The sequence below is a fragment of the Yersinia rohdei ATCC 43380 genome (assembly GCF_000173775.1).
Taxonomy (GTDB): Bacteria; Pseudomonadota; Gammaproteobacteria; order Enterobacterales; family Enterobacteriaceae; genus Yersinia; species Yersinia rohdei.
In genome coordinates this window covers 15,441-30,913 of record NZ_ACCD01000013.1, presented here as the reverse complement: position 1 = coordinate 30,913, position 15,473 = coordinate 15,441, and the positions used below count along the sequence as shown (strand labels likewise).

Here is a 15,473-nt window from a genome sequence, read left to right as displayed (position 1 = left end):
TCTCTGTCATCGCACATAATTTCGTTGGCGGGTAGGCTAAAGCTCTTTTTTGACAGGCAGTGCCAAGATTATGCAGTTGCAGCGATTAGTCAATATGTTTGGTGCGGATTTACAGCGCCGTTACGGTGAAAAAATTCATAAACTCACGCTGCACGGCGGGTTTAGCTGCCCTAATCGGGATGGCACTCTGGGCCGTGGCGGGTGCACTTTCTGTCAGGTGGCCTCTTTTGCCGATGAAAATATGCAGCAACAAAGCATTGCCGAGCAGTTAGCGGCACAAGCAAAAAAGGCGAATCGAGCAAATCGTTATCTGGCTTACTTTCAGGCCTATACCAGTACTTATGCAGAGGTAAATGCGCTGGCAGCGATGTATGAGCAGGCGCTGGCCGAGGCTGATATTGTCGGTTTGTGTGTCGGAACTCGGCCAGATTGTGTCCCCGATGCGGTATTGGATTTACTCAGTGGTTATCATCAGCAAGGTTATGAAGTCTGGCTTGAGCTGGGGTTACAGACGGCGAATGATAAAACCCTGAAACGTATTAATCGTGGTCATGACTTCGCCTGCTATCAGCAAACTGCGCGCCGTGCCCGCGCCAGAGGTTTGAAAGTATGCTGCCACTTAATTGTCGGCTTGCCCGGTGAGGGGATGGAGCAAGGAATGGAAACGTTGGAGAAAGTTGTGGCAACCGGCGTTGACGGCTTGAAATTGCATCCGCTGCATATCGTTGAGGGCAGTACCATGGCCAAAGCTTGGCGGGCAGGGCGTTTGGCCGAACTCACACTGGAAGATTATGTGCTGACTGCCGGTGAGATGATTCGCCATACTCCCGCTGAAATTGTTTATCACCGAATCTCTGCCAGCGCCCGTAGACCCACTCTGTTGGCCCCCCTGTGGTGCTCAAATCGCTGGACGGGCATGAATGAGCTGAATAATTATATGCTTGCTCAAGGCGGGCAAGCATCGGCGCTGTGAATGTCCTAGGGGATAGCGCGCACTCATCCTGATATAACTGGCTGTGATGTCAGTTTTTAACGCCTATCTTATTTGACTATATCTGCCATTTGTTGGCAGATAATCTGCTTATTTTTCACTATCTCGCCGTGATTTGCAGTCTTTTCCACACTTCTGAGGAAGCCATCTTATCTCTTGCTGGTTTTGCGGTATGATTTATCCCCTTGGGGATATCCAGAAACACAGACAGGGGTCGTAATGAAGCAAATCAGGGTATTAGCCCAGTATTATGTTGATTTAATGGTTAAGTTAGGGCTGGTTCGCTTCTCCCTGCTATTGGCCTCGGTGCTGGTATTGTTGGCCATGGTGGTGCAAATGGCCGTGACCCTGGTACTGAGCGGCTCTGTTGGAACCCTGGATTTGGTGCGTTCCATTTTCTTCGGTTTATTGATAACCCCGTGGGCGGTGTATTTCTTGTCGGTGGTGGTCGAGCAACTGGAGGAATCACGCCAGCGTTTGTCGCGGTTGGTTGATAAGCTTGAGGTCATGCGTCACCGTGATTTAGAACTGAATAAGCAACTGACTGAGAACATTGCTCAACTTAATCAGGAAATTGTTGAGCGCGAGAAAGCAGAAAAAGCGCATCAACAAGTGGTCGATAAGCTGAAAGAAGAAATGGGCCACCGTGAGCAAGCTCAAGTTGAGCTGGGGCAGCAATCTGCCTTATTGCGTTCTTTTTTGGATGCTTCACCGGACTTGGTTTATTACCGCAACGAAGCGAATGAATTCTCTGGCTGTAATCGGGCGATGGAATTACTCACCGGTAAAAGTGAAAAGCAATTGGTCGGGCTGACACCAAAAGATGTCTATGCGCCGGATATCGCCGAGAAAGTCATGGAAACCGACGAGAAAGTTTTCCGCCATAACGTTTCTCTGACCTATGAGCAGTGGCTGGTTTATCCCGATGGCCGGAAAGCTTGTTTTGAATTGCGTAAAGTGCCGTTTTACGACCGTGTGGGTAAGCGACATGGCTTGATGGGCTTTGGGCGCGATATAACCGAGCGTAAGCGCTATCAGGACGCGCTGGAGAATGCCAGTAGGGATAAGACCACTTTCATCTCAACAATCAGCCACGAGCTGCGCACGCCGTTAAATGGCATTGTGGGCTTGAGCCGCATCTTGCTAGACACCGAATTAGACAGCGAACAACTGAAATACCTGAAAACCATTCACGTCAGCGCCATCACTCTGGGAAATATCTTTAACGATATCATTGAGATGGATAAGTTGGAGCGACGTAAAGTCCAGTTGGATAATCAACCAATTGATTTTACAGGTTTTATGGCGGATTTGGAAAACCTCTCCGGCTTGTTGGTTCAACCCAAAGGGCTGAAGTTCATTTTGGAACCACAGCTTCCCTTGCCGGAAAAGGTGATTACCGATGGCACCCGCCTGCGCCAGATTTTATGGAATTTGATCGGCAACGCAGTGAAATTTACCCAACATGGCAAAATTGTCTTGCGGGTATGGCGTGAAGGTTCTGACCGCCTGATTTTTGAAGTGGAAGATTCAGGTATGGGTATCCCTGAAGATGAGCAGGACAAAATTTTTGCCATGTATTATCAGGTAAAAGACAGCAATGGCGGGCGTCCTGCGACGGGTACCGGCATTGGGTTGGCGGTTTCAAAACGTTTGGCGCAAAGTATGGGCGGCGATATTACAGTGAAAAGCACCCAAGGGGTGGGGTCATGCTTTACCTTGACCATTAAGGCCCCGGCAGAGCAAGAAACCTCCGCAGTTCCCGCCAAAGATGACATCCCCATGCCGGCGCTGCATGTCTTGTTAGTCGAAGATATTGAGTTAAATGTCATTGTCGCGCGCTCGGTACTGGAGAAATTAGGCAACAGTGTTGAGGTGGCCATGAACGGCCAGGATGCATTGGCGATGTTTAAACCTGATGATTTTGATTTAGTGCTGTTGGATATTCAGTTGCCGGATATGAGCGGGTTGGATATCGCCCGGCAAATTCGGACTAATTATGACCCACAATCATTGCCACCATTAGTGGCATTGACCGCTAACGTCCTTAAGGACAAAAAAGAATATTTAGATGCTGGGATGGATGATGTGCTGAGTAAGCCGTTGTCGGTTCCTGCGCTCACGGCCATGATTAAGCACTTCTGGGATCAGAAGCCCTCCTCCTCTGCTAAAAAACAGGAACATAAAGTGATGCAAACCCATGAATCGTTACTTGATACTGCAATGCTGGAGCAATACATCGATTTAGTTGGCCCACAATTGATTCATCAAAGCCTGGAGATGTTCGAACAAATGATGCCGAGCTATTTGGCGGTGTTGGATTCAAACATGACAGCACGGGATCAAAAGGGCATTACAGAAGAGGCGCATAAGATTAAAGGGGCGGCAGGCTCGGTGGGTTTAAAACATATACAACAACTGGCACAGCAAATTCAAACCCCGACACTGCCAGCATGGTGGGATAACGTGCAAGATTGGGTCGATGAATTAAAATCAGAATGGCGTAATGATGTTCAGGTGCTTCGTGAGTGGGCTGCGGCAGCTGAAAAAAAATAACCCCGACCGAGGCCGGGGTGCGCTAATACTGCGCCAACACCAGGGAAATCGTTAACCTGCGATACCCGTGATACTTCAAGTTGCATGTGTTGGCTTCTTTTGTTCACCCCGGTCGCTTACTGAGGTAAGCACTCGGAAATTTGCTCAGTTGCCGTCTTGCTGTAACTCGAATTATTTAGGGCCTATTATTTCGATTTCGAATGGATTCGCAGGTTGTAAGGATTCTTCCATACATCATACAAGCAACAACATAGCAAATGTAAGCGCTCTTGTTACAAGATTCATTAAAATTTGTGATAGAGATTGGTCTTTGTCACTAGAACCAGTTAAGCGATTGACAGAGCGACAAAAGGAGAGTTGTGATGAAAACAGTCGGAGTGGTACTTAGCGGATGTGGAGTTTTTGATGGCGCAGAGATACATGAGTCTGTCTTAACAATGCTGGCATTGGATCGTGCCGGAGCTGGTGTTGTATTCTTTGCGCCAGATAAACCGCAACTGCATGTTATTAATCATATTACTGGTGAAGAGTTAGCCGAACAGCGCAATGTTTTAGTGGAGTCAGCCCGCATTGCCCGTGGGCAGATAAAGCCACTTTCTTCCGCTGACTCAGCGCTATTGGATGCCTTGATTGTCCCCGGCGGTTTCGGTGCGGCAAAGAATCTCAGTGATTTCGCAATTAAGGGTTCTGAATGTATTATAGATCCCGACCTAACGAGATTAACTCAATCAATGCATAAGGCCGGTAAACCAATTGGTTTTATGTGTATTTCTCCTGTAATGCTTCCTAAGTTGTTGGGCAAACCTATTCGCCTGACGATTGGTAACGATCCCGATATTATTACTGCAATTGAAGCTATGGGCGGCTTACATGTTACTTGCCCTGCCGATGACGTGGTGGTTGATGCTGAAAATAAAGTGGTGACGACACCCGCTTATATGTTGGCCACCTCCATTTCTGAAGCAGCAAAAGGCATTGATAAACTGGTGGTGAAGGTGCTGGATTTAACCGAATGATGTCAGTCAGGCAAGGATTAAGTAGGCTTTGGTACTGGGGCAAGCGGGTCGCTATTGGCATGGTTGCTTTATGGCTGGCCGGTATTTTGATTTTTGCTTTCCTGCCGGTTCCGTTTTCCATGATTATGATTGAACGGCAGTTGGGAGCTTGGCTGACCGGTGATTTCTCTTATGTTGCGCATTCTGATTGGGTGCCAATGGATGAGATTTCACCTTATATGGCGCTCGCGGTGATGGCGGCTGAAGATCAAAAATTCCCAGAGCATTGGGGGTTTGATGTGGATGCTATTGAGTCGGCATTGTCCCATAATCAACGTAATCAAAACCGTATTCGCGGTGCTTCGACGCTGTCGCAGCAAACAGCGAAAAATCTGTTCCTTTGGGATGGACGAAGCTGGTTACGTAAAGGGTTGGAAGCCGGATTGACCGCCGGTATTGAGTTGGTCTGGACTAAACGGCGTATCCTGACGGTATATTTGAATATCGCCGAATTTGGCGAGGGTATTTTTGGTGTAGAAGCCGCTGCTCGCCATTATTTCAATAAACCAGCCAGTAAATTAAGCGCCTCAGAAGCGGCGTTATTGGCCGCAGTTCTGCCTAATCCGCATCGGTTTAAGGTTAAAGCGCCATCTGGTTATGTTATTTCTCGTCAGCAGTGGATTTTGCGCCAAATGCGCCAGTTGGGTGGGAAGGAGTTTATCCAGGATAACTCTCTCGATTAAAAAAGGGCTTAGATTGCTCTAAGCCCTTAATAACTCGGATGCTACGCAAGTTAACTTGCTGATTTACGGCCCGTTATTTCACCAGGGTAAATGCGGTGGTGACGTGTTTAACCCCACTAACCTGGCTGGCTATCTGAGCAGCAGATTGCCCTTCTTGCTGGGTGACCAAACCCAAAAGGAATACTTCGCCATTCTCGGTGGTCACTTTCACATTGGATGACTTCACTGAATCAGCGGTCAGTAGCTGTGACCGGACTTTGGTGGTTATCCAGGTATCCATTGATGCGGTAGACAGATCGATTGGTTTACCCAGGCGCATCTCGTTATACACTTCTGTGGCACCATCAACACCTGAAGCAATTTGCTTGGCGCGGTTTGACAGTTCGGCAGTCGGTGATTGTCCGGTGAGCAATACTTTCCCTTGATAAGCCGTTACCACGAAACGTGTTTGGCTTTTTATCTGCTGATCTTGGCTTAGCGCATTGACGACTCTGGCCTCGAGGGTGCTGTCGTCGACCTGAGTGCCAACAGATCGCGGGTCTGTGGCGGATTTAGTGGCAACTGCGGCACTGCCAACAACTACTGCGCCAATACAGCCTTGTAATAGCAGGGCGCTGAATAGCATGGCAAAAATGTAACCAACCTTCATTCGTGCTCCTTTAATCGTCCTGATGAGGAAATAGAGTGTTATCAATTAAGTCACACAAGCAATTCACTGTAAGCATGTGCATTTCTTGAATCCGGGCACTGCGGTGCGAAGGTATGCGGATTTCAACATCCTGCTGACCTAACAGGCCCGCCAGCTCACCGCCATCATAGCCGGTAAGGGCGACAATGGTCATATCACGGGTGACTGCTGCTTCGACCGCTTTCACAATATCACGGCTATTGCCACGAGTGGAAATAGCGAGCAACACATCGCCAGCATGACCGAGAGCACGTACCTGTTTGGCATAAACTTCCTCATGCAAACGGTCGTTGGCAATAGCGGTCAACACTACATTATCAGCATTCAAAGCAATTGCGGGCAGACTAGGCCGTTCTGTTTCAAAACGGTTTATCATGCTGGCAGCAAAGTGTTGCGCGTTAGCCGCAGAAGTCCCATTGCCGCAGCAGAGAATTTTATTGCCGTTAAGCAGCGACTGAACCAATGTCATTGCTGCACGGGATATGGCATCAGGCAGAGCTTCAGCCGCGGCAATCTGGGTTTGAATACTTTCTGTAAAGCAACCTTTGATTCTTTCCAGCACGTTGATTTAACCCACTCAGTAAAATTAATATACCCTTCGACCTTGGTGCTAAACTGCCATCCCAAGTTGTTTGGCTATAATCCGGCAACACACCGGAGAAAAATCATCAATCCGCATTGAAGGCGTTTGGCAGCCATTCTACCTGACTGCCAGTAATGGCAAAAACATCAAAACGGCACGGTGTTGTGGCAAAACTGGCATTTCGCTGTGCCAGCCAAAGGGCAGCAGCCCGGAGCAACCGTTGTTGTTTGCTGTAAGTGACACTCGCGGCAGCACCTCCAAAGAGGGCATTACGCCGAAAGCGAACCTCAACAAACACCCAAGTGGCTCCGTCGCGCATGATAAGGTCAATCTCACCACTTTGATAGGTGACATTGGCCGCCTGAAATAGTAAACCCGCCCGCTCAAGATAGTGGCGGGCCTGATTTTCGTAATGTGTACCGGTGTTTCTGTGAGTCATCCGTTGGCTCATCGTAACTAAATCCTTTAGAGACATTATCCCTTAGATAACTTTTCCCTTTCATCAACTTTGTCAGTGTCGCTGTATTATGCCGCTGGAACAACCATTCCTTGGCGATATTGTAACCAAGGTAATTTACGAGTGATAACACAATCAGCTGATGCGGTTAATTCACCGGTAGTGCCGCTTACCTGGAAACCAGGGATTTGGCGCATTTCAGCAAAATGATTGGATAATGTCCAAGCATCAATTCCCATTGCGTACAAACGCACCAGCGAATAGTCGTTGGCATATTTGGCTGCGGCTTGTTGCATCAACGCGGGATTGGCCCCTGCCATCAATGGGATATCACTAAACTGAACACCTTCCATTTCCAGACGGTAATCTGGGCCAGCGCCCGCCTGATAGCTACGTGAGCTGGCGAATAGCGCCGGTTTGCTACGTGAGCTGGTGGCCATATCAATCATTGGTTTAATCAGTGTCAGCTCAGCGGGTGTTGCAATGATATACACCGCATCAATGTTACCACCGGCAGCAGTTGATACGACGGGTGCGTCCACCGGAGGGGCAGGAATTGTCAGGCCAGCAATAGTGACAGATTCAGGTGCCGCAGCCAGTGCATTCGAAACTGCCACGGGCTGACCTGTCAGGCGAATGCCTGCACCACTGTTGATGGCTTGTTTCAATTCCGCAGTGGAGCCGAAGTTCTGCTGCAATACTGTTTGCCCACCTTGTTTTTGCCACTCTTCGGCAAAAGCTTTGGCGATGCGCTCGCCAAAAGCACCACGAGGAGTCAGCAACAATGGCATTCTTTTTTCCTGGCTCCACAGATGATGCGCCGCATCGCGGGCTTCATCTTCCGGCGACAGCGCGAAGTAACAGATATTCGGGCTGTTGGTACTGACCTCTGGCTGATTCAGCGCCAGAATATTCAAGGTGCTGGGGCTGGCACTCAGTTGCTCAACATCGGGCTTCAACAGCGGGCCGACAACCAATGTTGCGCCATCTTGCTGAGCTTGGGCTAGCAAAGCAGCAACCGGTTGGGTGCTGGTGTCATAGACTTTTACCTGTGCATTGCTGGTGGCGACAGGCGCTGCCACTGGCGCAGGTGTGGCAACCGGGGCTACATCCGTCGCTGGGGCGGTGGTGCCATCGGCCGCCGTGGTTGCAGTTGCATCAGGTGTTACCGGGGCTGGGGCGGTAACCGGCAGGCCATTTTGCGCAGCAATAAAACCTTGTTGAATAGCATCAGCAAAGACCTGTGCCGGGCCACTCAATGGCAGCAATAGCGCAATTTTCGCGGTAGAGGCCTGGCTGAAGTTGCTTATCTGAGTCAATGCCGTTGGCAGGTTTTTGGCCGCCGGATTTTGTGGATAACGGTTTTGCCAATCTTTAATACCGGCCTTCAGCAGGTCAGGGTCTTGTTTGCTGTCCTGATACACATGCAGCAAATCTAACCAGCCTTGCAGCACATTTTCGTCTGCATTAATCACAATATTATTCAATTCTTGTGGTGTTAGCTGTGCCAGTGCTTGCCAGGTGCCATCAATATTATCTTGATGTGCTTTGTCTTTCAGTAACGGCTCTTGGGCAATAAATGCGCGAATCAGTGGCAACGTTGCTTTACCCTGACTGGCCGCAATCTGTGCCTGATAGAAACGCACCTGCTGATTTGCAGAGAGCTTGGTTGCATCGAGCTTACTAAGAATATCGGCCGCGGCAGGGTTGTTTTTCTGTGCAACCAACAGTTCTGCGGTCAATAATTGTTGTTCTTGGCGCTGTGCATCATTCAGCTCTGCTGGCAAGGTACCAAGCTGTTCTGCGGCCTGAGGGGCTTTCCCTTCACGTAACAGGGCACGAATGGCAAGTAATTGCCAGTCAGCCTTGTTATCATCACTGCTCTGTTGCAACTGTTGCAGATAATAGTCAGAGTTAGCGCTTGCTTCGTCCTGTATATTTACGGGTGGCGGCGTTTGTGGTGCTTTGCCTGAACAGGCTGCCAGTATCAACGCAGCCAGAACAACAGGGACAAGCCCTGCTTTGGAACGAACGAATGTTGAGGAAAGCATACTGTATCCAGTGATGTTTTTTTCAAGATGCTCAATATTAAATCGGTAATTCGGATGAAACAATGAATCAACCAGATCGAGCAGTGATTTCTGCATCTACGCTTTATGTGGTACCCACCCCAATCGGTAATTTAGGGGATATCACCCACCGGGCGCTAGAGGTACTGAAAAGCGTTGATTTGATTGCGGCAGAAGATACACGTCATACAGGCTTGCTGTTACAGCATTTCGCGATCAACGCCCGCCTATTTGCACTTCATGACCATAACGAACAACAAAAAGCCGATCATTTGTTGGCAAAACTGCAAGAAGGTCAGAGTATAGCTCTGGTTTCAGATGCAGGTACGCCACTTATTAACGATCCGGGCTACCATTTAGTGCGCCGCTGCCGTGAAGCTGGCATCAGAGTTGTGCCATTGCCGGGCGCGTGCGCGGCGATTACCGCACTTTCTGCCGCCGGTATTGCCTCAGATCGTTTTTGCTACGAAGGCTTCCTGCCTGCGAAAACCAAAGGTCGTAAGGATACTCTGCAAGCGCTGATTGAGGAACCTCGGACACTGATCTTCTACGAATCAACGCATCGCTTGTTGGAAAGTTTACAAGACATGGTAACCGTACTTGGCCCACAACGCTATGTGGTACTGGCCAGAGAGTTAACCAAAACTTGGGAGTCTATCCACGGCGCGCCAGTTGGCGAGTTACTGGCTTGGGTTCAGGAAGTAGAAACCCGCCGCCGTGGTGAAATGGTCTTGATTGTCGAAGGGCACAAAGTGCAAGCCGATGATGCATTACCTGCTGCGGCACTGCGTACTTTAGCGCTGCTACAAAAAGAATTGCCCCTGAAAAAAGCCGCGGCATTGGCCGCAGAAATTCATAGTGTTAAAAAGAATGCGCTCTATAAATATGCACTTGAACAGCAAGAGGGTGCTCAAGTGCGACCGGAAGATGACATTTAACCGGAATGTGTCTATAATCCGCCGCGGAGTTGACTAGACAGTCGCCGCTTCGCTGCCGTCCCTTTCGGGGGAGACAGGTGAAGGGGAGGAAAGTCCGGGCTCCATAGGGCAGGGTGCCAGGTAACGCCTGGGAGGCGCAAGCCTACGACAAGTGCAACAGAGAGCAAACCGCCGATGGCCCGCGTAAGTGGGATCAGGTAAGGGTGAAAGGGTGCGGTAAGAGCGCACCGCGCGGCTGGCAACAGTCCGTGGCATGGTAAACTCCACCCGGAGCAAGGCCAAATAGGGGTTCACATGGTACGGCCCGTACTGAACCCGGGTAGGCTGCTTGAGCCAGTGAGTGATTGCTGGCCTAGAGGAATGACTGTCCACGACAGAACCCGGCTTACCGGTCAACTCCACTCCTCTTTAAAAACAATGAGTTGGTGTGTCCCGTCTGCATTTCACGTTAAGTGGGATACATGATGGGATACACCAACTTTTGTTTTCTTCCTTACAATCGACTTCGCCAACAGCCCGACCGGGCGTAATTACCCAGTCTGTTTATTTGTGATTGTTAGTCAGCATTAGAAATTATATTTAACCCCTAACATCACTGCGGTATCGCTGTAGCCTTTATTCCCCAGTTGCTGACCGACATTACCCCAGACATTCACCTTTTTGTTCAACTGGCCTTCAACACCTAACTTCAACTCACCAATATTGGCAGCACCGTCCTGCTTCACGACTATGCCGTCCATCGTGGTACCAAAATCTTTGGTGTTGTGAACCCAGTTGGCTTCCACAAAGGGCTGGAATACGCGGTCTTTACCTTTATCCTGGTCGGCGTAGCCGTTCATAAAGGCTTTCACTCCGAGACGAGTTTGAATATTGCCATCACCTTTACCAGAGACATGGGTGCCGTTGGCTTCTGTATGCTCATCGGCTTTCACTCCCATCCAGGTCATCTGCATTTTAGGTTGGATAAGGTAGCTGGCATTCTTAGCGGTATTTTCACCCACTTTAAAGGTATAGCCACTCTCAACCGAGGTGGTCACACCCTTAGATTTGTACTCTTCACTTGCTAAATCCTGACCTGCAACGGTGTTGTTGAACCAGCCGTATTGCGCCCAACCGTCGACATACCATCCGGACTTGTCTTCATCGTTGGCATACCAGGTGCTGTACATACCGACAGTGTAACCATCAACAGAGCCATCTGACTGGTAGCTGGATTTCGAGCGCGTCTTACTCTTGCTGTTACCGTAACCGGCCATGACACCTAAATGTAAACGGTTCAGGTCATTATTGCTCCACTGCGCGATGTCGCCACCTAATTGCATCACATAGCGGTTGCTTTGGGTTTTCAACTGCCCACTGGTATCACGTGAGCGATTATGTCCACCTTCATTACGTAACCACATGCTAGTCACTTTCTGCTCGCCGGTCAGGGCATCAATATATTGAGTTTCCCCTAAACGATCGTGCAGGCGGGTGACAAACATATTGCTAGCTGCCGCCAGATTCGCTGTATAGCTTCCCGCCTCCGGGCGTTTCATTTCTTCACCCAGGTTGACGGGATTTTCAGGATCAACCAGCTCATTGCTAAAGCTGGTCAAATACCAGTTGGTGGCATTGCTGCCTATCCCACGGGCCAGTGAGTAATCATAGGCCCCAGCCACGATGCGACCACTTTTGACAAACTCACCGTCAGACAATCCGTTCACTTGGATAAGTTCAATACCGTTCAGTGTTGGTGCACCACTACCGCCGAGGTTATCCACCCAGACATGTGTATTGCCGCTCGTATTTCCGTTAATCACCAATTTATCTGTGGGGGAGTTATCATCGTACAGATGACTGTTGAGCACTAACTTACCGTTGTTACTAACATAATCACCATTAACAGTTAATGTATTAAATCCGGAGCCGAATCGAGTAGGAGAATCAACATTCGATGATGATAAAATGCCCGGAGCGATTAATCCGGCATTTTCAACATTGCCATTAATTACACCGCTACCACCCAACATACCTAACTCGGCAATATTAACCTGGCCACCTAATGCGTTATTCACAATCAGACGACCACCAGAAATCTGAGTTTTACCGGCAAAGTCACTACTAGCACCGGTTAATGTGGTAGTGCCTGCCAACTGGTTAATTGTGCCATTGCCGTCAATTACCGCAGCTAAAATATAGTCGCCGGTATTATCTGTGTGATTCAGGTTAAGAATACTATTATCCGCGGTGAACAGCTGAATAGCCGGAGCATCAAGATAGCCTGCGGCATGAGGCGCACTGCTTTCAGTGCCACCAATATTAATAACGTTGATGCCGGTACTTGCCAGGCTAGCATTATCATCGCCATAGCCCACACCGATCGCCTGACCGACAGAAACTCTACCGCCGTCATTAATGGTTAATGCTCCGCTAGCGTTGCTCCGGCCAATAAATAGATTTTTACCTGCATTCCATTCAGAACCTTGCCCGGTCACCAGCACACTATTTTCTACATCGTTTTGCTGGTCAGCCAGATAAGAAGATGCGGTACTCAGTACATTAACTTTAGCGCCGTTAGATACGGACATCTTACCTGATGCCGTATTACCAATATAAACATCACCAGTAATATTCAAGGTCGAGCCAATGCCATCGACCACCACTACTCCACCGCCGCGGTTATCACCGTTATATCCGCCAATCAGTAAACTGTAATTATTATATGAGCCATGGGTATTTACTGTGCCCCCATTGGTAATATTCAGATAGCCTTTGCCATCACCACCGACGGTAAGATTACCGGCTATATCGATCAATGAGCCCTGGCCGTCGACTTCAGCAATACCGGTGGCGCTGAGATGGTCAGCTAAAACTAATCCCCGGCTGGCATTTTGCATATACATTTTACCGCCGTCGATAATCTGCAACTCACCGTAGCCGTATAGTCCAACATAAAGAGATGTATTAGCCATGGTTAACGATGCATTGTCGCCAGTCACAACTATTTTACCACTGCCATTACTTCCATTTGCACCACCGACAGCAATAACATTAGTGCCGACCATCGTTAGATGACCATTATCTGAAATGGTTAATTGAGCATTATTATTTGAAGCAGGGGCCAATTGAAGCTGATTAATAATGGATGCGCCATTGCTAAGGTTTACCTGTCCATTATTAATTATTGCCGAGGTAGTGGAGTTGGGTATTGTATTTGGCGACCAGTTATTACCCTCAAACCAATCATCAGAGACTGAGCCATTCCACGTTTCTGCTAAAGCCGACGAACTTAAACTGACTAATAATAGTGATAGTGTGATGTTATTTGATTTTAATGTTCTGAATGTAAGCATTATATTTAATGTTCGCTCTAAAAATATATTTAAATAACCGACAGGAAAAATGTTTTTTTCCTGAAAGGCTTTAGAGGCTGATAACGTAATTTACCTTCAGTTCATAGTGGTCACATGCAATCACGTTATTCAGATATTTAACTTGTAGGCCAGTATTTTCCTGTTTTTTCAACAAAAAGGGTTTTTATAATAAGGTGAATCGTACTGACGGTATTATCGTTTTATTTGGAACAATATACTTATCGTCCGTTTCTGTACGAATGGATTTCTGACTAGTCTTTTAACTGAAACGGAGCTCTAGCTTATTATTACCCTATGTTTGCAACAGTACCTTTTCAACTAACTAAGACTGGAGATAATATTTTATATTAGACACATATGAAATGAGACGCCGCCCTGACTTCTGTAGGAAGTTTCAATAGGAAATTACCTGAGCCTACAAGTCGATTGCATCTGGGCCTTGTGGTAGAACCGATAAATCTTAAAAATTTGTGTTATTACAATGTGTTGTACGTAAGTGTGTAAAATAAAATCTCCAGAAAGGTTAGCAGAATGTCTTTGACATTAATCTGGCAATATCATTTAAAAAGTGCAATTCTCATACACTTTCGCATGGGGGAGATTTAGACTATTTAACGTAGTTAAAACACTTACATAAAGAGTTTGTTGATACTTCATTACAATACAGATTTACCCGCAGGGATAAGCACACCATAAAAAGCAATATGAATTGGATATATAGGATAAAGGAAAATAACAATAAATAAAAAAAGCCGCAATGGTCTTAAACTTTACTATTTAACCCCTCACGCAGCTAGCTGTTGTTGTGTTTTCCCAACCCCATGATTGGGGCATTTCTAAACTTTCCGAGAGTGTCAGTAGCATCATATTATTTACGTGTAAATGCAGCGGGAAGCGGCATTTAATTTGGCTGGTTCTTTTTGCAGGGATACTTACAGCCTTACCGGTCACTTTCACTCATGCAATAAAAACCCCGCTGAGGCGGGGTTTTTGTTTTGTGTCATAGGGCGGTAAATGAATCAATTGCTGTTATTTTAGTTATAAACTTCGCTACCCCGATGTTTTCTTCCGCTTAGCGTAATTTATGCGCCAATTCGGCCACATCAGCATACATTTTTTTGCGCATATCGAATGTGGGTAAAACGTCTTGTAACATGATTTCATTAACGCCTGTTTGTTCTATCATATTACTCAGTTTTGCATATACCTGCTCTTTATCACCAATGACATACATTGGCCAAGGTGAAGTTTCTGCCGGCCATATTCCCCCTGCATCAGCAATTGCCTCATCTATTGTCGGCATAGTAAGAGGCATAATATTAAGGTTTCTTCTTTGATGGAATAGATGGCGCATCGGCATCGCCATTTTTTCTGCTTCTTCTTGAGTGTCTGCAACAATCAACCGAATAGCGAGTAAGTCTGTTGGTTTGCTGGTTGCGCAATATTTCATCGTGTGTTGATAGTTTTGACGATAAGCCGCAATACTATTCACCGCCTTTTCTGGTTGATGGAAAGCACTGCATGCCAACTTAATCCCAAGACTTGCCGCTCTTTTAGCACTATATTCCGACACTACCAGTGCCCAAATATTGTCATAGCTAGACTCATCTCGCATTATTGGGATGGTTGAAAAAGGATTATCAGTTTCAAAATCATTAGCTAACCAGTGGATTAATTCATCCATTGCCTGGTCGTGATTATAATTAGTTTCAGATACCCGATTCGCTTGTAGAGCAAAGTCTTGTAATTGACCTGATGACGATTGCCCAATACCAAAATCAACTCGGTCGGGATAAAGTGCATTTAAGCTTTTGATTATCTCAGCAACTTTATAAGGGCTGTAATTGTTAAGTAAAAAGCCACCCACCCCAACGTTAATTTTTTTGGTTTGATTCAAAATAGCTGATGCAAGAATCTCGGGTGAGGGTGTTGCTTCATAATGCACACCATGATGCTCGACAATCCAATAACGAGCAAAATCAAGAGATTCAACATATTTAGCTAAATCAATAGAGCTTTGTAGTGCTTTTGCTGATGTTGAATTAGGTTCAATTATCACAGGATCTAAAATTGAAAATTTCATGATTTTATTTTTCC

Annotated in this window: 11 protein-coding genes and 1 other RNA gene; 6 read left to right on the top strand and 6 right to left on the bottom strand. The window is 47.2% G+C overall.

The features are described 5' to 3' along the window. The first annotated feature begins 70 nt into the window (after nucleotides 1-70). From mnmL to mtgA, 4 genes are all read left to right on the top strand, one after another. Entirely contained in the window at nucleotides 71-973 is a 903-nt protein-coding gene (gene mnmL, locus YROHD0001_RS07980) for a tRNA modification radical SAM protein MnmL/YtqA (protein ID WP_004714915.1), read from the top strand. Nucleotides 974-1,210: 237 nt separating this feature from the next. Beyond that, nucleotides 1,211-3,547: an aerobic respiration two-component sensor histidine kinase ArcB gene (gene arcB, locus YROHD0001_RS07985; RefSeq protein ID WP_032817004.1), complete on the top strand. Its 2,337-nt coding sequence runs from the start codon at nucleotides 1,211-1,213 to the stop codon at nucleotides 3,545-3,547. Between the two features lie 362 nt (nucleotides 3,548-3,909). Further along, nucleotides 3,910-4,563 (top strand): isoprenoid biosynthesis glyoxalase ElbB, encoded by a 654-nt coding sequence (elbB, locus tag YROHD0001_RS0117950; protein WP_032817003.1) that lies wholly within the window; start codon nucleotides 3,910-3,912, stop codon nucleotides 4,561-4,563. Next, nucleotides 4,560-5,285, top strand: a complete 726-nt coding sequence (mtgA, locus tag YROHD0001_RS07990) for a monofunctional biosynthetic peptidoglycan transglycosylase (RefSeq protein WP_032817002.1) — start codon at nucleotides 4,560-4,562, stop codon at nucleotides 5,283-5,285. The genes elbB and mtgA overlap by 4 nt, the downstream gene beginning before the upstream one ends. A 73-nt stretch (nucleotides 5,286-5,358) precedes the next feature. Here the strand turns inward: mtgA and dolP are convergent, their stop codons facing one another. The 4 genes from dolP to YROHD0001_RS08010 form a co-directional block, all read right to left on the bottom strand. Then, a complete protein-coding gene (dolP, locus tag YROHD0001_RS07995; RefSeq protein ID WP_004714909.1) occupies nucleotides 5,359-5,934 on the bottom strand; it encodes a division/outer membrane stress-associated lipid-binding lipoprotein in 576 nt (191 codons plus the stop codon). Nucleotides 5,935-5,944: 10 nt separating this feature from the next. Further along, nucleotides 5,945-6,535, bottom strand: coding sequence for a DnaA initiator-associating protein DiaA (gene diaA, locus YROHD0001_RS08000; protein ID WP_004714908.1), 591 nt, complete (start codon nucleotides 6,533-6,535; stop codon nucleotides 5,945-5,947). 106 nt (nucleotides 6,536-6,641) lie between these two features. After that, nucleotides 6,642-6,995: a YraN family protein gene (locus YROHD0001_RS08005; protein ID WP_042542374.1), complete on the bottom strand. Its 354-nt coding sequence runs from the start codon at nucleotides 6,993-6,995 to the stop codon at nucleotides 6,642-6,644. Nucleotides 6,996-7,081: 86 nt separating this feature from the next. Further along, entirely contained in the window at nucleotides 7,082-9,064 is a 1,983-nt protein-coding gene (locus YROHD0001_RS08010) for a penicillin-binding protein activator (RefSeq protein WP_032817036.1), read from the bottom strand. Nucleotides 9,065-9,126: 62 nt separating this feature from the next. Between YROHD0001_RS08010 and rsmI the strand changes: the two genes are divergently transcribed. Continuing rightward, the gene (gene rsmI / locus YROHD0001_RS08015; RefSeq protein ID WP_032817001.1) at nucleotides 9,127-10,020 is read left to right on the top strand and encodes a 16S rRNA (cytidine(1402)-2'-O)-methyltransferase; all 894 of its coding nucleotides are present in this window, start codon (nucleotides 9,127-9,129) and stop codon (nucleotides 10,018-10,020) included. Between the two features lie 25 nt (nucleotides 10,021-10,045). Further along, nucleotides 10,046-10,424: RNase P RNA component class A (gene rnpB / locus YROHD0001_RS19460), an RNA gene on the top strand. Nucleotides 10,425-10,586: 162 nt separating this feature from the next. On the opposite strand, the gene YROHD0001_RS08020 is transcribed toward rnpB, so the two are convergent. Next, nucleotides 10,587-13,355: an autotransporter outer membrane beta-barrel domain-containing protein gene (locus YROHD0001_RS08020; RefSeq protein WP_081452051.1), complete on the bottom strand. Its 2,769-nt coding sequence runs from the start codon at nucleotides 13,353-13,355 to the stop codon at nucleotides 10,587-10,589. Between the two features lie 1,093 nt (nucleotides 13,356-14,448). Next, nucleotides 14,449-15,459 carry an MsnO8 family LLM class oxidoreductase gene (locus YROHD0001_RS08030; protein WP_032817000.1) on the bottom strand — a complete coding sequence of 337 codons (1,011 nt, stop codon included), beginning with the start codon at nucleotides 15,457-15,459 and terminating at the stop codon, nucleotides 14,449-14,451. Nucleotides 15,460-15,473: the final 14 nt, after the last annotated feature.